The sequence below is a fragment of the Streptomyces sp. NPDC056224 genome, assembly GCF_042267665.1.
Taxonomy (GTDB): domain Bacteria; phylum Actinomycetota; class Actinomycetes; order Streptomycetales; family Streptomycetaceae; genus Streptomyces.
In genome coordinates, this window is the sequence record NZ_JBHJTK010000032.1 from 38,769 (window position 1) to 56,003 (window position 17,235).

The 17,235-nt window shown below is 73.2% G+C and carries 11 protein-coding genes; 5 read left to right on the plus strand and 6 right to left on the minus strand.

Annotated features, from left to right (window positions below; all coding sequences use genetic code 11):
* The first annotated feature begins 143 nt into the window (after nucleotides 1-143).
* On the plus strand, nucleotides 144-926 hold the full coding sequence (locus ACFCZ1_RS28375; RefSeq protein ID WP_376681108.1) for a DUF72 domain-containing protein: 783 nt from the start codon (nucleotides 144-146) through the stop codon (nucleotides 924-926).
* A gap of 87 nt (nucleotides 927-1,013) precedes the next feature.
* On the opposite strand, the gene recQ is transcribed toward ACFCZ1_RS28375, so the two are convergent.
* The 4 genes from recQ to ACFCZ1_RS28395 all read right to left on the minus strand — a co-directional run bounded on the left by recQ (nucleotide 1,014) and on the right by ACFCZ1_RS28395 (nucleotide 6,731).
* Nucleotides 1,014-3,044, minus strand: coding sequence for a DNA helicase RecQ (gene recQ, locus ACFCZ1_RS28380; protein WP_376681109.1), 2,031 nt, complete (start codon nucleotides 3,042-3,044; stop codon nucleotides 1,014-1,016).
* A gap of 188 nt (nucleotides 3,045-3,232) precedes the next feature.
* Nucleotides 3,233-4,276, minus strand: a complete 1,044-nt coding sequence (locus ACFCZ1_RS28385; RefSeq protein ID WP_376681110.1) for a ComEC/Rec2 family competence protein — start codon at nucleotides 4,274-4,276, stop codon at nucleotides 3,233-3,235.
* Nucleotides 4,273-5,556, minus strand: coding sequence for a hypothetical protein (locus tag ACFCZ1_RS28390; RefSeq protein WP_376681111.1), 1,284 nt, complete (start codon nucleotides 5,554-5,556; stop codon nucleotides 4,273-4,275). The genes ACFCZ1_RS28385 and ACFCZ1_RS28390 overlap by 4 nt, the downstream gene beginning before the upstream one ends.
* Nucleotides 5,553-6,731 carry a caspase family protein gene (locus tag ACFCZ1_RS28395; protein WP_376681112.1) on the minus strand — a complete coding sequence of 393 codons (1,179 nt, stop codon included), beginning with the start codon at nucleotides 6,729-6,731 and terminating at the stop codon, nucleotides 5,553-5,555. Before ACFCZ1_RS28395 ends, ACFCZ1_RS28390 begins: the two co-directional genes overlap by 4 nt.
* Before the next feature lie 141 nt (nucleotides 6,732-6,872).
* Between ACFCZ1_RS28395 and ACFCZ1_RS28400 the strand changes: the two genes are divergently transcribed.
* Nucleotides 6,873-8,147: a pyroglutamyl peptidase gene (locus ACFCZ1_RS28400; RefSeq protein ID WP_376681113.1), complete on the plus strand. Its 1,275-nt coding sequence runs from the start codon at nucleotides 6,873-6,875 to the stop codon at nucleotides 8,145-8,147.
* A 520-nt stretch (nucleotides 8,148-8,667) separates the two neighbouring features.
* On the opposite strand, the gene ACFCZ1_RS28405 is transcribed toward ACFCZ1_RS28400, so the two are convergent.
* Entirely contained in the window at nucleotides 8,668-9,534 is an 867-nt protein-coding gene (locus ACFCZ1_RS28405) for a YhjD/YihY/BrkB family envelope integrity protein (protein ID WP_376681114.1), read from the minus strand.
* A 299-nt stretch (nucleotides 9,535-9,833) separates the two neighbouring features.
* On the opposite strand from ACFCZ1_RS28405, the gene ACFCZ1_RS28410 reads away from it, so the two are divergent.
* The 3 genes from ACFCZ1_RS28410 (at nucleotide 9,834) to ACFCZ1_RS28420 (ending at nucleotide 14,299) form a co-directional block, all read left to right on the plus strand.
* Nucleotides 9,834-9,944 carry a class III lanthipeptide gene (locus ACFCZ1_RS28410; protein WP_376681115.1) on the plus strand — a complete coding sequence of 37 codons (111 nt, stop codon included), beginning with the start codon at nucleotides 9,834-9,836 and terminating at the stop codon, nucleotides 9,942-9,944.
* Between the two features lie 99 nt (nucleotides 9,945-10,043).
* A complete protein-coding gene (lanKC, locus tag ACFCZ1_RS28415) occupies nucleotides 10,044-12,761 on the plus strand; it encodes a class III lanthionine synthetase LanKC (protein ID WP_376681116.1) in 2,718 nt (905 codons plus the stop codon).
* The gene (locus tag ACFCZ1_RS28420) at nucleotides 12,758-14,299 is read left to right on the plus strand and encodes an ATP-binding cassette domain-containing protein (RefSeq protein ID WP_376681117.1); all 1,542 of its coding nucleotides are present in this window, start codon (nucleotides 12,758-12,760) and stop codon (nucleotides 14,297-14,299) included. Before lanKC ends, ACFCZ1_RS28420 begins: the two co-directional genes overlap by 4 nt.
* On the opposite strand, the gene ACFCZ1_RS28425 is transcribed toward ACFCZ1_RS28420, so the two are convergent.
* The gene (locus ACFCZ1_RS28425) at nucleotides 14,283-17,231 is read right to left on the minus strand and encodes an AAA family ATPase (RefSeq protein WP_376681118.1); all 2,949 of its coding nucleotides are present in this window, start codon (nucleotides 17,229-17,231) and stop codon (nucleotides 14,283-14,285) included. The genes ACFCZ1_RS28420 and ACFCZ1_RS28425 overlap by 17 nt on opposite strands.
* Between the last annotated feature and the right edge of the window lie 4 nt (nucleotides 17,232-17,235).

Consider the following 17,235-nt stretch of genomic DNA (forward strand, 5'->3'; position numbering starts at 1 on the left):
CCTTCACCGTCACCACGGTCGCGGTGTTCGCGCTGGTGGCCCTCATCGCCCGCGGGGCCACATGGCCCGCGTCCACGGCTGAGGTGGGGGAATCGGCCGACGGGTCGGCGGGGGTCCCGAGGCCGGTGGGCAGGGATCGGAGCATGCCCATGCTCGTCGGAACCTCGGGGTGGCAGTACAAGGACTGGCGCGGCGTGCTCTACCCGCCCGAGCTGCCGCAGCGGCTGTGGCTGGAGGAGTACGCCCGGCAGTTCGCCACCGTCGAGAACAACAACGCCTTCTACCGGCTTCCCACTGCGGAGATCTTCGGGTCCTGGCGGGAGCGGACGCCCGAGGGGTTCGTCATGGCGGTCAAGGCCAGCCGCTACCTGACCCATCTGAAACGGCTGCGCGACCCCGAGGAGCCGGTGCACCGGCTGATGGAACGCGCGGCAGGCCTCGGCGACCGGCTGGGGCCGGTCCTGCTGCAGTTGCCGCCCGCCTTCCGGGAGGACGTCGGGGTACTGGACGCGTGCCTCGGCCGCTTTCCCGCCGCGGTCCGGGTGGCCGTCGAACTGCGCCACGCCTCGTGGTGGGAGGCGGAGCGGGACCTGCGGGCGGTGCTGGAGCGGCACGGCAGCGCCCTGTGCTGGGCGGACCGGTGGTCCCGGCCGGTGACTCCCCTGTGGCGGACCGCGTCATGGGGGTACGTCCGGTTCCACGGCGGCATCGCCGAGCCGCCGCCGCGCTACGGCCGCCAGGCCCTGAAGTCCTGGGCCGACCGCATCGCGGACGGCTGGCCGGACGAGGCGGATGTGTACGTGTACTTCAACAACGACCTCGGTGGTGCGGCCGTTGCCGACGCCGTGAGGTTCGCCAGGACGGCGGCCGCGATGGGCAGGACGGTGAGCCGTACGCCTCCGTCCCCGACACCCTGGCCGACGTAGCCCGGACCGGCGGCCACGGCCACCCGGGCCCGGCCCGGCTCGGCCCGGCCCGGCTCGTAGCCCGCTGGGCCGTCTCCCCGCGACCGGCTACTGCCAGTCGTCCCACGGCGGGTCCATCTCGTCCAGGTCGAACGGCGGCTCGTCGGCCGGCGGCTCGTCGGCATGCCGACCCGCGGGCCGGGCCACCAGCGCGGGCGCCGCGAGGGCCGGGCCGGCCGCGGCCGGCGGGGCGGACTCGGCCGGGAGCGCGGGGTCGGCCCCGGGGGCGTCGCACTCCGCCAGCGTGTCGAGCACGCCCTCGGCGTACTTGGTGAGCTTGGCCTCGCCGACCCCGCCGATCGTGCCCAGCTCCTCGGCCGTGGTGGGGAGCCGCGTCGCGATCTCCCGCAGCGTCGCGTCGTGGAAGATGACGTACGCCGGGACGCCCTGCTCGCGCGCCGTCGCGGCCCGCCAGGCGCGGAGGGCATCGAAGACCGGTACGGCGGCCGCCGGCAGGTCGACGGGCACGCGGGCGCCCTTCCCCGAGCGCGACCCGGACGCCTTGCGGGGCGGGCCGACGGCCGCCCTCTCCTTGCGCATGGGTACGCTGCGGCGCCCTCCCAGCACCTCGCCGCTGTCGTCCGTCAGCACGAGCGTCCCGTAGTCGCCCTCCACCGCCAGCAGGCCCAGCGCCAGCAGCTGCCGGACGACCCCCCGCCACTCCGCGGTGCCCAGGTCCGAACCGACTCCGAAGACCGAGAGCGCGTCGTGGTCGAACTGGATGACCTTGGCCGTCTTCTTCCCCTGCAGGATGTCGATGATCTGGCCGGCGCCGAACTTCTGGCGCCGCTCCTTCGCCAGCCGCCACACCGTCGACAGCAGCTTCTGCGCGGCGACCGTGCCGTCCCAGGTCTCGGCCGGCGTCAGACAGGTGTCGCAGTTGCCGCAGGGCTCGCCCGACTGCCCGAAGTACTCCAGCAACCGGACCCGGCGGCAGCCGACCGTCTCGCACAGCGCCAGCATGGCGTCCAGGTGCATGGCCAGTGAGCGGCGGTGCGCCTCGTCGCCCTCGGAACCGTCGATGAGCTTGCGCTGCTGGACCACGTCCTGCAGGCCGTACGCCAGCCACGCCGTGGCGGGCTCGCCGTCGCGGCCGGCCCGACCGGTCTCCTGGTAGTAGCCCTCGACCGACTTCGGCAGGTCGAGGTGGGCCACGAAGCGCACGTCCGGCTTGTCGATGCCCATGCCGAAGGCGATCGTGGCCACCACCACGACCCCGTCCTCCCGCAGGAAACGCGCCTGGTTCGCCGCACGCGCGCGGGCGTCCATCCCGGCGTGGTACGGCACGGCGTCGATGCCCTGCTCCACCAGGAACGCCGCGGTCTTCTCCACCGAGGACCGCGAGAGGCAGTAGACGACTCCGGCGTCCCCGTCGTGCTCGGTCCGGAGCAGCTCCAGGAGCTGCCCCAGCGGTTTGTCCTTCGCGACGATGCGGTACTGGATGTTCGGCCGGTCGAAGCCGGCGACGAAGTGCCGGGCGTCCTCCAGACCGAGCCGCGCCGCGATCTCGGCATGGGTGGCCTCGGTGGCCGTCGCGGTCAGCGCGATGCGCGGCACCTTCGGCCAGCGCTCGTGCAGCATGGACAGCGCGAGGTAGTCGGGCCGGAAGTCGTGACCCCACTGCGCGACGCAGTGCGCCTCGTCGATCGCGAAGAGCGCCACCGTGCCCCGGTCGAGGAGCCGCTGCGTGCCCTCGGTGCGCAGCCGCTCGGGAGCCAGGTAGAGCAGGTCCAGCTCGTCGGCGAGGAAGGCCTGCTCGACGGCCTGCCGCTGATGCGGGTCCTGCGTCGAATTGAGGAATCCGGCCCGCACCCCGAGGGCGGTGAGCGCGTCCACCTGGTCCTGCATCAGCGCGATGAGGGGCGAGATCACGACGCCCGTGCCTTCTCTGACGAGCGCCGGGATCTGGTAGCAGAGCGACTTTCCACCGCCGGTCGGCATCAGCACGAGGGCATCGCCGCCGCCGACGACCTGTTCGATGATCTCCTGCTGCTCGCCGCGGAAGGAGGTGTAACCGAAGACGCGGTGGAGCGTCTGCAGGGCGTCGGAGATCTCGGGGGAAGCGTCGGGAAGGGCCATTCACGAAGCCTAACGGCACCCGCCGACACCCCCGCCCCGTCCTCCCGCGCCTGTGGACAACCTCCCCGGCGGGGACCTCCGGCGTGGGGATCTCCCCGCAGGGTCACCCCACGGCGCGCTCGCGGTGATCGCCGGCCTCTGCGGGGGTCGTCGTCCCGTCCGCGTCGTCCCCGGGCAGGCGGAGCAGGTCAGAAGTCGACGGTGAGGAAGCCGTCCTCGTCGGCCGGCCCGGGGGCCAGTACGCGGTATCCGAACTCCTCCTTCAGGCCGGTGAGCTCCCAGTTCGCGGCCCGCTCGCGATAGTTGAAGAAGAGGTCCTTCGTCTGCCCGCCGTGCTTGAGGATCCGGGCGATGGCGACGTCGTCCGGGTGGCCGTGGATCTTTCCGTTGGTGGAGATCAGGTAGCGGCCGCAGTCGAGGAGGCCGAGGAGTTCGTTCGAGAGGTTCCTGGCGCTGCCGTGGTGGGCGACCTTCAGGGCGTCGATCCGCAGTCGCCCGCCCTCGGCTTCGGCGCGCGGCCGGAGCGAGGCCACCAGACGGGGGTCGTCCGCGTCGCCGGTGAAGACGATGCGGGTGCCCTCGAACTCGAACAGCAGGCCGATGCTCGTGGGATTCGTCGGGGAGCCGTCCCGGTTGAACGGCGTCGCGGCCAGTTTGCCGACGTCGACCGGGCCGAAGTGTTCGACGCCGGCCACCGGCTCCCTCTCCTTGGGATCCACTCCCGGGATCAGACCGGCCTCCTCGCACTTGGTCTTCCACGTCGTGATCAGCGACTCCAGGAGCCGGCGGTCCGGCGCCAGCACCTCCATCGTGGATCCGTCGTCGAACCAGGACAGCGGGTGGCCCACCTCGATGCTGCGGCCCCCGAAGGCCTCGTTCCACGGGAGGTGCTGGGTCATGAGCGCGGTGGTGAGCTCTTCTCCGTCCACCGCGCCGAGCACCTCGCGGTCGTGGAGGTGATCGAAGCCGTTGAACCACACGTCCCCGAACTCCACCGGCCGATCGAGGTCGGCGAGCATCGCCAGCACGCCGAGGATGTGGTCCTGGTCGACGTGCGTCACCACGAGCACGTCGATCCGGCCGCCGTCCAGCCCGGCGAGCAGTGGTTTGATCCGCCCGTAGGTGCCGTGCCGTCCGCCGTCGAAGAGGATCCGCCGGACGAACTCGTCGTTGCCGTATTCGAGGAGCAGGCAGTCGCCGTCCTCCGCGGGCAGCATCCTGAGCCGGATCATCGAGCACTCCCTTGCCGCAGATCGAGAATGAGGAACGGCTCGCGCATGTCGGCCAGCCAGGACAGCCGGCGCGCCTCGTCGAGGCGGCGTACGCACTCGGGGTCATCGGGGAAGGCGGAGAGCCCCTCGACGAGCCAGGCGAGCCCGAGCGTGTAGAAGGGGATGCCGCGGTCGAAGGCCTCGATCAGCCCGTCCCGCGCCCTGTCCGGCGAGCCTCGGCGCAGCAGCCGCACCGCCCGCAGGATCGCCCCGTCGCCGATCCGGGGGAAGGAGTCGGCCAGCCGGTCCAGCCACGGGTCCCAGTACGTCTCGCCCACCGAATGGTCGGTGCCGATGAGCACGTAGGCCCCGGCTGCCGCCGCGAGCGGGTTCTGGAACTTGGAGTAGAGCATGGCCTCGACATCGGTGAAGAGCCGGGCCGCCATGTCCAGGGCGCCCTGGGCCATGTACGCGAGCCCAGCGCCGACCGCCGGGTCGCGCACGGCGACGGCGACGGCGCTGCCGGTCGGGCTCTGCCGCAGATTGACCAGGACCTCGGCCTCGGTGGTGCCCCAGGGCAGGGGGAGGGTGGCCAGCCGTACGGACCCGGCGGCCTCCACGACCAGGAACTGCCGCTCGCCGACGGGTCCGCCGGGGGCACCGACGGGGCCGTCGGGACCGAAGCGGTAGAGCGGCGACACCGCTTCCCCGCGCACGTCGGGCACCGGCAGGACGCGGGGCTCGCCCCGGGCGATCACGCGGGCCACCGGGGGCCCCGTCCGGTTCTGCCCCAGCGCCAGCATCGACGCGAAGGAGCAGCTCGCCGGGGCGGCGTCCCCGATCCAGGTGGCCAGCGCGGTCAGGTCGACGGCCGCCGCGGAGGCGACACCGTCCGGCGCGGCGGCGCTGGCGACCATGGACCGTGAGGCGACCGACTCGGCGAGCGGGACCTCGGCCGGGCCGTGGTAGACGCGGTCCGGCTCGATGTTGCCCATGAGGTACTGCCAGGAGTGCGTCTCGTACGGCGAGTCCGTCATGGCGAAGTCCACCGGCGTCTCCTGGCCCTCCACCGCCACGGCGTTCTCCGTCAGCACCAGCCCGGACGGCAGCGCCGCCGATACGACGTAGCGCCCCGGCGTCACCGGGTACGACGCGGGCCGGGGCGAACTCCCGCAGGGGATGAGGATGTTGAGCCGGGACGCTCCCCCGGGGTCGGCGGAGCGGATGTCACCGACGATCACGGCGTCGTTGGGCTCCCCGGCGGACGAGAGGAAGAGCCTGACGGCGAGTCCGGTGCTCACGGCCGGGCCAATCCGATGCGGAACAGGGGTGGGCGGGCGTCCAGTTCCTTCGTGCGCACGTCCTCGGGACCGAGGACGGCCTCGGCCTCGTACCGCCCGAACGGCAGGAACAGGGCCCACTCGCGAAGGTCGGGTTCGTCGCCGGGCGCGGGCGGCGGGCGCCGGCGCTCCGCCTGCTCGGGGTGGCGGCAGACGAATTCGGCCCGCGCGTTCTCCGTGGGGTCCTTGCAGCCTATGTACACCGGGACGACCGGGTCGCCCCGCAGCTCGTGGAAGTCGAAGTCGAACGACTCCTTGCTGACCGGTACGGAGGCCCCCACGAGGGATCCCGCGAACGAGGGCTCCCGCATGAAACGGACGGTCGCGTGCAGCAGGGTGGCGGTGGTCACCCGCCAGACGCTGTCTTCGGTGTTCTCGCTCCCCGCGCCGTCGAAGCTCCGCAGCAGCGCGTCGGTGAACAGGCTGACGCCCCCGGCGCGTGCGACGGCCTCCGCGCCGTGCAGGGTGGCGTAGATGACGGCGTGTTCGCGCGGGACGAACCCGCCGGGGCGTACGTTTCCCGCGACCGGGACCCGCCCGAGGGCGTCCGTGCCCACCTGGCGGACGAGTGCGTCGGAGCCCTCCCGGCAGGCGTCGACGAAGAAGACCTGCTGGGCGGCCCGGCAGTTGTTGAGGCCTCTCGTCAGGGCCTCGAAGTGCAGTGCGCCGTTCAGCGGGCTGTCGCGGTCGGCGAACACGTCCGCCGCCAGGAGGGAGGTGTCGACACCCAGCGAGATTCCGTGGCCGCAGAAGTAGAAGACCAGCCGGGCCTGGTCGTGGTCGCCCCGGGCCTTCCACTCCGTGACGGCGGCCACGATGTTGTCGATGGTCGCCGTTTCCACGCCGTGCGCGTCGTGCGTCTTCGGGTGGACGAAGGGGGCGGGAGCCGCTTCGCTCAGCAGGAGGGCCAGACTCCCCAGCGGTCTGCCCCTGTCGTGGTACTCGTCGATCATCCAGGTGGCGAACGCGCGCGCCGAGCGGGGCGGTGAGGAGAGCTGCCGCATTCCGACGGCGCCCGGGTGGTCCGTCGGAGACGGGCCGCCGTCCAGGTGCTCGTACGCCCCGACCCCGATGACGAGCGCGTGTGTGGACGCGGGCCCCGCGTGTTCGTCCAGGTGGACGGTGAAACCGGCCATGGAACCTCCGCGTGACGCACCGGCAGGACGATGGGAGGCGTTGATCCCATTATAGGAATGAATGGGGCGTGTGTCCCTCGGAGGTCACCTGGGCAAAAGGTGCCTGGTGGGGCTGGCGGACGCTATATAATGTCACATCGCATGATCCTCTTACGTCGTGCCGCGACGGCCGCGGTACTCCTCGCCACATTCCTTCCGACCGCAATCGCCGCCCCCGCGCACGCGGCTGACGGTGTCTCCTGCGCCACCTCCGCCGCCGCGCCCCTCGACTCCGAACAGGCACGGCTCGCCGATCCCAGGACGTCGGCGCTCGTCGAGCGGGCCGGGCTGACGAGCTTCGTGCGGCGCTTCCCCGCCGCGCTGTGCGGTGTCCGGGGGCCCGCCGAGGCCGCCCGACTGCTCGACGGGTGGGGCGAGGCCCTGTGGCAGGCCTCCGTACGGCGGGCCCAGGGGCTCCGGCCGGGCGGCGATCTCGCGACCGGCGACGACCGGCCGCTGTACTGGGCGCGGCTGGCCATGACCGCCTCGCTCGCCCGCTGGGAACCGGGATTCGCGGTCGACCGTCCCGCGCTGCGCGCCCGCTTCGAGGACGCCTCCCGCGGCCTCACGGACAACGGCTTCACCGGCCGGCCCGGCGTGCGGCGCGTCTTCATCAGCGGCTTCGACCCGTTCGGCCTCGACGCGGAGATCCGCCGCGCCAACCCGTCCGGCTCGGCCGCCCTCCAGCTCAACGGCAGGCGCGTGACCCTCGCCGACGGCAGTACGGCCGAGATCCGCGCGGTCGTCCTCCCCGTGCGGTACGCCGACTTCGACGCGGGCATCGTGGAGCGCGCGTTCACCCCGCGCCTGACGGCCGGCGGCCTGGGATCGGCGGACCTCATCACGACCGTCAGCCAGGGTTATCCGGGCATCTTCACCCTGGAGGCGTGGGCGGGCCGGTCCCGGTCGGCGGATCCCTACCCCGACAACGCCGGCGCCCTCTCCGGAGGGACCCGCACGCATCCGGTGACCGCCCCGGGCCTCGGCGCGGGGCCGGAGTTCATCCGCACGACCCTCCCCGCCGACGCGGTGACGGGCGCCGTCCAGGCGCCGTACCCGGTGCTGCTCAACTCCGCCGTCACCGAGATACCGGCGGGCGGGACGGCTCCGGTCGACCGGGAGGACGGCCCGACTGCCGGGTCGCGGGCCGTGGCGGGCGGCGGAGGCGGCTATCTGTCCAACGAGGTGGCCTACCGCTCCAACCGGCTGCGCGGTGAGCTCGCCCCGCAGCTCCCGGGCGGCCATCTGCACACCCCCGTGCTGACCGGCCTGCCGGCGGACCCGCAGGCGTTGACCGGCCCCGAGTTCGAGCGCAACGAGAGCGCCATCACCTCGGAGGTCCGCGCGGTCCTCGAACACGCCGCCGTCCGCCCCTGAAACCGGGGCCCCCGTACCCCGGGCCCCGCTCTTCCGCGGGCGGTCGCGACGCCGCCGGCGTCCGCGACCCGGGCTCCGGGCTCCGGGCTCCGGACGCCGGTCGGCTCCGCGCGCCGTGCACGCTGTCCGAACGCTCGAACACGCCCGGCACGAGCGCGCCCCTCCGCCTTGCGGCGCACGGCACCGGACGCCGTGCGCCGGCCCACCGGGGACACGGGACAACCCTCGGGCCGTGGCCGGTTCCGCGGCCGCCGGTGCGCGCGCTCCCGCTCCCGGAGGCAGGAGGCCCCACCGCGGCCCTCGACCCGGTGACCGGACGGGTCCGCGTCAGCCTCGACGCCCTCTGCCCGGCGGGCAGCCCGGCCGTCGTCCTCGGTGCTCCTGCCCCGGTCCGCTCGACGGCCGCCCGGCCGCAGCGCGTCATGGCCCCCTGCCCGGGCCGGACGGCGTCGTCGCGGCCACCGCGGGCCGGGTCCCGCCGTCCGGAGAAGCCTGGCCTCCCGCCTGGCCTCCCGCCGGGTCACCGCCGGGCGCCCGCCCCTTCGGGCCCGTCGGCGGGAGTACCCAGCCAGCGCGCCGGGTGCGGCTCGTGGGCCAGTACGTATCCCAGGGACATGGCCACCGTGACGACGACGAAGAACCCGATCAGCCACGACAGCAGGACGAAGACCAGCCCGAGGCCGCCGAACTGCTCCAGGCTGTGCTCCACGGCGCGGGGAACGTAGTACCTCGAACCCCAGGTGACCACCTGCGCGCCGACGGCGACGAGGACCGCGCCGGGCAGCAGTGGCAGCCACGGCACCCTGGCACCGAGCAGCAGGTGCTGGGTCCACCACCACAGCAGTGTGCCGCTGACGAGCGCGATCACGGCGCCGAGGGTACGGCCGACGCCGAAGGCGGTCTGGATCGGTCCCTGGAAGACCAGGGCGGTCAGCCAGACGGCGAGCCAGGCCAACCACCGCCAGGCGGCGAGCCGGGCTCCGGCCTTGGGCAGGTGCCACGACCGCTCGCACGTCTTCTGCAGGGCGCGGCTGCACGCGGTGGCGGACAGCAGCGTCACCACGACACCCACGGCCCCGGTGCTCGCGACGGCCGTGGCACTGCCGGCGTCGTACACCGTGCGCACCCCGTCCAGGGCGGGGTCCGTCAGGCCCAGGGTCGTGCTGATCGTGGAGACCAGCTGTTGTTGCACCCAGTCGGGGGCGACCGCGCCGATGACGAAGATGGCGGGGATCGCGCCGAGGAAGGCCTGCGCCGCCAGCCGGGTGGCGCAGTCCAGCACGTTGACGGCCGTGAGCTGTTCGAGGAGCCGGCCCAGGAGCGGCGTGTACCTGCGCATCCAGCCCGGCACGGCGAACCGGCGCCGTGGGGCATACGGTCCGGCCACGGTGGCGGCTCCTTCCGGGGGCGGCGCCCGCCGGCTGCGGCCGTCTCTCCACAGAAGGATGCGGGAGACGGGAATATCCGGCATTTCCACAGTATGTGACAGCCGACCGTCGCTGCGACCACCACCATTCACCCCCGCCGGGGCAGGCCCTCGCCTGGGTGCGGCGTGCCCGAATCATGGGGGCCGAACTCCCATGTGCATGTCAGGTGCATGGCGTTGACTCGGGCATGCCGATCGGCCGGTAGGACCCGAATCCTGCTGCGCGTACCGCGCACTCGACCACCGAGGAGGTGATCCGCATGAGCGTGCTCAAGCTTCAGAACCTGGCGCCCCGCACCTCGAACAACAGCACCGCTGTCGTCAGCCTGACGAGCAGCAGCAGCAGCTGCTGTTCCACCAAGCCGGTGTGACCCATGGCGATCCGTGCGGGGACACCCCGTCCCCGCACGGATCCCGCCGTTCTCACCACCGCTGCCGCCGGCGGCCCCCGTCCGAACACAGAGGCTGAGATGCGCAACGAACGATGGGTCTACCGATTCCTCTTCGCCTGGAACGACACGCTGTTCTTCGACCCTCTCGACGTCTCCTACGAGCCGAGGGCCGACCACTTCCTGGCCGGTCTCGACGAGGGGGTGCGGGCGCGGTTCGTCCGCAGCGGCATCTGGTGGAGCCACCGGCACGACCCGGACCTGCCGGCCCAGGGCTGGAAGATCCACGTATCGGCGAGTCAGCGCAACGTGCACGAGGTCGCCGCCTCGGTGATCGGGTACCTCGTGCCGCGCGGGATCGACTTCAAGATCGCCCTCGACCTCAACGTCTTCGAAATGCTCAACTCCAAGGCCATGTCCCGGGGCAGCGGCGGCAAGCTCGTCACCGTCTACCCGCGTGACGACGACGCGTTCCGGTCGTGCATGGCCGGCCTGGCCGGCGTCCTGGAGGGCGCCGAGGGCGCCTACGTCCTGTCGGACCTGCGGTACCGCGACAACAAGGCGCTCTACTTCCGGTACGGCCAGTTCCTCGCGACCCACACCGTCGACGTCCTCGGCCGGCGGGTGCCGCACATCCTCGGGCCGGACGGAACCGTCCCCGACGACCGGCGCCCCGGGTACGCCCAACCGTGGTGGGTGCCCTGGCCGTTCACCGACTGGAAGCCCGCCGACGACGCCGAGGACGACGGTTTGCTCGGGGGGCGTTTCCGGGTGACCGGTGCGCTCCAGTTCTCCAACAGCGGCGGCGTGTACACGGCCGAGGACACGGCGGACGACGACCGGCCCGTGGTGCTCAAAGAGGCCCGTCCGCACACCAACATCAACCCGCGCCAGGACCACGACGCCGTGGACATCCTCGCCCGGGAGTGGACGTTCCTGAACCGGCTGGCCGACGTCGGCGCGTATCCGGCCCCGATCGCCCTGTTCCGGCACTGGGAGCACCACTACATAGCCGAGGAGTTCGTCGACGGCTCCGACATCCGCTCGGTCCTGCTCGAACGCAACCCGCTCGCGCGGCCGGGGTCCGGCGCCGAGCAGTCGCGGGAGTTCCTGAAGATCTTCATCGCCGTCTTCCGCGGACTGGCGCGTGCGATCCGGGCCGCCCACGAGCGTCAGGTGATCCTCGGTGACTTCACCCCCGCGAACCTGCTCATCGATCCCGACACGTACGCGGTGACCATCGTCGACCTGGAGGCGTGCCGGCTGGCCGGGGACGACGGGGAGCGCGACGGCGCGGGCGAGGGCGAGGGCGAGGCGCCGCTGGAGAAGCCGGTCGAGCTCTTCACACCGGGTTTCAGCCTGTCCCGGAGCCGCTTCAAGGCGTTCGGAACGGAAGGCGACCTGTACGGCCTGGCGAACACCATGGCGTACTTCATCTTTCCGATCGCCGCGATGTCGTACCTGCGCGAGGACGTCCTCGACACGTACCAGATCTTCATCGACGGCCTGGGCTGGCCGGAGCGGATCCACCGGCTGCTCACCGACCTGGCCCGGGCGCGGATCACCCTCGACGAGGTGCTCGAAGCCCTGGACGACGAGGAGGAACTGCTCGGACAGGTGACGGCCGCAACGCCGCGGCCGGTCGTCGAGGAGCGGCTCGGGCTGGTGGAGGCCGAGGCCGGGGTGGCCGCGTTCGTCGACGCCGTCGCCGACACGGACCGGCCCACGCTCTTCCCCGTAGACCCGTTCGCGCACGTCACCAACCCGCTGAGCCTCGGATTCGGGGCGAGCGGCGTCCTGTGGTCGCTGGGCGCCTCCGGTGTCCCGATCCGGCCCGAATGGCGGAACTGGCTGCGCGAGGAGCTGGCCGGCATCGACGTGGCGGGGTACCCGGACGGGCTCATGAGCGGCCTGGCCGGCATCGCGTGGGCGGCCGACTCGCTCGGGCTGCGGGCCGAGGCCAGGGAACTGCTGGCACACGCCAACCGGCGCGCGCCCGAGACCGGTGACCACACCTTCTACTACGGCCTCGCCGGGCTGGGGATGACCAATCTGCACTTCTTCCTGCGCAGCCGGGACCCGCGCGATCTCACCGCCGCGCGGGACTGCGCGCGTGCGCTGTGCGACCGGGCCCGGCGTGACGGCGGGCGGGCCCACTGGCGATCCGCATTCGCGACCGGGGAACCGCTGACGGGCCTCGGCTTCGGCCAGGCCGGTGTGGCGATGTTCCTGTTGCGGGCGCACCAGGTCACGGGAGAGGAGCGCTTCCTGCAGGTCGGGCGGGAGGCGCTCGCCTGGGAGATGGCCCATGCCAGGCCGCTGGACGCCGGTGTCGACGGCAGCCCGGTGATGTTCGAGCACGAAGGGACCATGGAGCCGTACATCGAGGTGGGGTCCGCCGGTGTGGCGCAGGTGCTGCTGCGCTACGGCGACTTCGATTCCGCGCGAACGGTCCTGCGCGGGCTGGACGTCGGGCACGCGGTGCTGCCGGGGTACGCCTTCGGGATGAGCGGGGTCGCCGACGCGCTGCTGGACGCGGCGCGGTTCACCGGGGACCGTTCGTACCGCGACACCGCGCTGCGCCAGCTGGACTTCGTCCGGAAGGTGTTCCTGTTCGAGCCCGCCGAGCACTTCGCGGTGCCGCGCCGCGACGGGCGGACCCTGCTGGGCGTCCCCGGCGAGGGCCTGCTGCGCTGCTCCACCGACTACCTGACCGGATCCGCGGGCGTGCTGCGGGTGCTCCATCGCGTGAACAGCGGCGGTCCGGCCGACTTCCTGCTGGACGAGGCGGCACCGTGAACCATCTGTGGCGGACCCTTCGGGGTCACCGGGCCCGGTTCGTCGTGATCCTGGCCGCCGAGGCGGCCGCGGGCGGGCTCGAAGCCCTGCTGCACCCGCTGCTGCTCAAGGCCCTGTTCGACCAGGCGATCCTGACCGCGGACTTCCGCAGGTTCCTCGTCCTCGGCGGCTGCTACCTGCTGCTCGGCCTGACCCTCAACCTCGCGGGCTACTGGGTGTCCTGGTGGCGCAAGCGGTACGAGAACGCGTTCACGCTGGTCCTGGAAACGGAGCTGCTGGGCCGCACGCTCGCCCTGGACGGCCGGAAGGTGTCGGAGGCGGGAAACGCCTCCTACGTCAGCCGCATCCACAACGACGTCTCCGAAGGCGTCCTGCCGGCCGTGGACGTCTGCATCCGCATCGCCCGGCAGGCGGTCGCCTCGGTCGTCTTCCTCGGCGTGCTGCTCTACCTGTCCTGGCAGGCCAGCCTCATCCTGCTGGTCATCGTTCCGCCGCTGGTGCTCGTCAGCAACCGGATGGCCAGGCGGATCGAGGACAACACCGAGCCCGAACGCGAGGCGGAGGCGCGGTACATCAACAAGCTGACCCGGACGCTGGAGTCCTTCCACGCGCTGCGCGGCCTGCCGTCGCTGCTGCCCGGCACCCGCGCGGCGAACCAGGACGCGCTGCGCGGTTTCCTCGGCATCACCTTCGTCAACTACCGGCTGTCGCTGAAACAACGGACCCTCAGCGATCTGGTGATGAACCTGTCGGACACGGCGTCGATGGTCATCGGAGCCTTCTTCGTCTTCTCGGGCAGGATGTCCTTCGGCAGCTTCCTGGCGTTCGTGAACTCGCTGTGGCGGGCCGTCACCGGCATCTTCGACCTCGTCAACATGATTCCGCAGGTCCGCCGGAGCTCGGCCGTCCTCAAGCGGATCGAGACCCTGCGCGGCTCGCGGGAGACGCCGTACCACGACGAAGGATCCCTGGTGCTGGTCCGCGGGGCCCGGGTCGGGTACGGCGACGGCGCCGAGGTGTCCATCGACGGGTTCGAGCTGCGCGCCGGCGAGCACGTGCTGCTCCGCGGCCCCAACGGCTGCGGAAAGACCACGCTCCTGCACATCATCTCCGGGACGCTCGCCCCGGACACCGGGGCGGTGGTCCTGCCGCCCCGGGTGGCGAGCCTGACCGCTCCGGTGAACCTGCCCCCGCTGCCGGTGCGCGACCTCGTCTCCGACGAGCGGCTGCGCACCTCGATGGGCCTGGACGCCCTGGCCGACCAGCTGCCCTCGGAGCTGTCGTCCGGCCAGCGCCAGCGGGCCGCGGTCGCCGCGCTCCTGTGCGAGGACGCGGACGTGTACCTCGCCGACGAACCGTTCTCGAACCTCGACGACGAGGGCAGGGACCTGGTGCTGCGCAGCCTGCGGGAGCGGACCGGGGGGCGCGCCCTCCTCGTCGTGCACCACGGGGACGAGGAAATCGACGGCCTCTTCGACCGGGTGGCGACCCTGGCGGGGACGCCCGCGCTGTCCGACAGCTCTAGACGCGGCGCATGACCAGCTCTCGGGCGGCGGAGGCGAAGGCCGTCCGGTTGGGATGGCCGGTCTTCTGCAGGAGGCTCGCGACGTGCTTCTCGACGGTGCGCGGTGAGATGTGCAGCCGGCCGGCGATGTCCTTGTTGCCGATGCGCTCGGCGAGCAGCCGGGCCACCTCGAACTCGCGGACGGTGATCCCGCACCGGCGCAGGTCCGGCGGCACCTGCTCGGTGCCCGTGCGCCGTTGCCGGACCGGCGCGCCCATCCCGCGGAGCAGCCCCCGGCAGGCGCCGACGACCGCCTGGAGGCCTGCTCCGTGGAAATACTCCTCCGCCTCGCGCAGCCAGTCGACCGGCGCGCCCCAGCCGTCTTCGTACGCCGACCGCGCGACCAGACGCAGACACAGGTGGCGCGCCATGGGATAGGGCCCGGCCGCCTCCAGCGCCGCGCCCGCGGCGGCCGTCGCCTCGCCGGAGCGGCCCTCGCGGCCCAGCAGTACGGCGTGGGCCAGGCCGACGAACTGGCGGTTCCAGCGGGTGGCGCTGACGTCGGCCTCCGTGACGCCCGCGTGGTGGCCCCGGCCCATGCGCCCGGCCAGCACGCCGAGCAGCAGGACGACCCCGTGCTTGCCGAACTCGCCGGTCGCCGGATTCTCCGCGTCGTACGCGAGGGCCTGCGCGAACTCCTGCTCGGCGGCCTCGTGTTTCTCCTCGAGCAGCGAACAGAACGCCCGCGCCAGCCCGTACGACAAGGACCGCAGGCCCGGCGCGGCGTCGATGAGCGGGGCCAGCCGGTCCAGCGCCTCCTGCATCTCGGCGCGCCGCCCCTGGTGCGCGCAGCGCACCGCTTCGGCCAGCCGCAGCACGGACAGGGCCCGGCCCAGTCTCAGCCGCGTCGCCTCGGCCACGCCCTCGCGGATCCGCTCTGCGGCCGCCTCGAACTCGCACCGCTGGATCTGGTCCAGCGCGAGGACGGAGCCGGTCTCGTGCGCCAGGGGGAGCACGCCCGTCCGCAGGGCCTCCCGCCGGGCCTGCTCGATACGGTCCGGCCGGCCGTCGCGCCGCGCCGCGATCCTGGCCAGGTACGTCTCGGCGGACACCTGCTGTACGGGGAGCCGGTGCGCGTGGGCGAGCGCGCAAGCCCGTGTGAAGTGTGCCGTCGCGGTCGGCTCGTCCCGTTCCCAGGCCAGCTCCCCCAGCACCAGCAGAGCCCTGCAGGCCACGGTCGGCAGACCGGCTCGCTGGGCCGCGTCCGCCGCCCGGCGGGCGAACCCGGCGGCGGTGGACAGCCGGTCGGGCGCGAACCGGCTCAGCTCCACCTGCGCCGCGGCGAGGTCGACGAGGGCGGCGTGGGCGGGGGCCGGGTGACCGCCGAGCAGCCAGCGGGCGATGTCGACGTGCCGGTGGGCCTCGGCGGGCCGGCCCATCAGGGTGGCGACGCCGGCCAGCCGTGCGTGGAGCCCGGCCCGGCGCTGGGCCGGTACGCCGTGGTCGCCGCCCAGGGCTTCGATGCCGACGGCCAGCGCGGGTACCAGGTCGAACCGGGCCGAACAGGTCACGGCCTCCAGCATCTGCTCCAGCACCGTGGCGTGCAGTTCGGGCGGGGTACCGGGGTCGACGAGACGGTGCGCGCGGGTCAGCAGCGCCACCGCGCGCTCCACCGTGCCCCCGGTCATCGCCCGCCCGGCCGCTTCGCAGTACAGGCGGATGGCCTCGGGCGTGTCGCCCGCGTGCCCGTACAGCCCGGCGGCGTGCGCGCACCACGCTCCGGGCAGCCCCGGGTGCAGCTCGGTCAGGGCGCGCGCCGCCCTCGACGCGTACCCGGCGCGCTCGCCCGGTCCGAGGTCGTCCAGCAGGGCCCGCGCCGCAAGCCCGTACCGGAACGCGTACCACTGCGCGCTCGGCCCGTCCGGCACGATCAGGTACGACGCGACCCCCGCGCGCAGGATCGCGGACAGGTCCCCGGGGTCGCAGCCGAGCGCGCGCTGCAGCACCGGGAGCGGGAAGCGGTGTCCGAACAGGGCCGCCATGCCCAGGAGTTCCCGGCCGGCCGGGCCGAGCCGCTCGGCCCGGCGCCTGACGCTGTCAGCGACGGCGGGCGGGACGGCGGAGGGGACGGACGGCGCCCGGCTGCCGCCGGCGAGGTCCCCGACGAGCTCCTTGACCACGAACGGGATTCCGGCGCTGCCGCGCAGCACACGGTGGACCAGCTCGGATCCGACCGCGGCCGGAGCGAGCCCCAGCTCCGCCGCGACGAGGCCGCGCACGCCGGGGCGGTCGAGGGGGCGCAGGTCGAGGATCGCCGCCGCCCCGCGTTGGCGGGCCCGCGTGGCCAGCTCGGTCGCCACGCACGATGCGCGCCCCGCGGTGAGCAGGAGCACGGCGGGCTGCTGACCGATGTTGTCCAGCAGGTACTCGACGACCGCGAGGGTCCCGGCGTCGGCGTCGTGCAGGTCGTCGAGGACGAGCAGAGAGCCCCGCCGGCGTCCGACGACGCCGGCCAGGCGCAGCACCGCCTCGGCGACCACGAGGTGGGACGGGGCGGCTCCGGCGTCCCCGGAGTCGGTCAGCAGGTGCGCGAGGACCGGCCCGTAGCGGCCCAGTTCGTCCGGTTCCGGCAGCAGGCCGGTGCGGGCCAGCGAGAACAGCGCTTCGACCAACGGCCGGTACGGGACGGGCGAGCCCACTGTGCTCGCCCGTCCCTGCGCGGTGACCATGTCCGCCCGGGCAGCGGCGACGACGGCCTCGGCGGCGAGCCGGGTCTTGCCGACCCCCGGCTCGCCTGTGACGAACACCGCTCCGCCCCGCCCCGACCGGGCGGCGGCCAGCGCGGCCGCCACCTGCCCCATCTCGGCTTCGCGGCCGATGAGTTCCCCCCGCCTCGGACGGCGGCCGTCGGGGCCCGGCGCGGTGCGGAGCGCGTCGTCCGTCAAGGTCGGCCAGAAGTCGGTCACCGGC

What these genes read in the sequence shown, in the direction of transcription:
- ACFCZ1_RS28375 (WP_376681108.1), top strand. Translation starts at nt 144, where the DNA reads ATGCCCATGCTCGTCGGAACCTCGGGGTGGCAGTACAAGGACTGGCGC.
- ACFCZ1_RS28395 (WP_376681112.1), bottom strand. Translation starts at nt 6,731, where the DNA reads ATGGCCGGTTTCACCGTCCACCTGGACGAACACGCGGGGCCCGCGTCC.
- ACFCZ1_RS28400 (WP_376681113.1), top strand. Translation starts at nt 6,873, where the DNA reads ATGATCCTCTTACGTCGTGCCGCGACGGCCGCGGTACTCCTCGCCACA.
- lanKC (WP_376681116.1), top strand. Translation starts at nt 10,044, where the DNA reads ATGCGCAACGAACGATGGGTCTACCGATTCCTCTTCGCCTGGAACGAC.
- recQ (WP_376681109.1), bottom strand. Translation starts at nt 3,044, where the DNA reads ATGGCCCTTCCCGACGCTTCCCCCGAGATCTCCGACGCCCTGCAGACG.
- ACFCZ1_RS28385 (WP_376681110.1), bottom strand. Translation starts at nt 4,276, where the DNA reads ATGATCCGGCTCAGGATGCTGCCCGCGGAGGACGGCGACTGCCTGCTC.
- ACFCZ1_RS28410 (WP_376681115.1), top strand. Translation starts at nt 9,834, where the DNA reads ATGAGCGTGCTCAAGCTTCAGAACCTGGCGCCCCGCACCTCGAACAAC.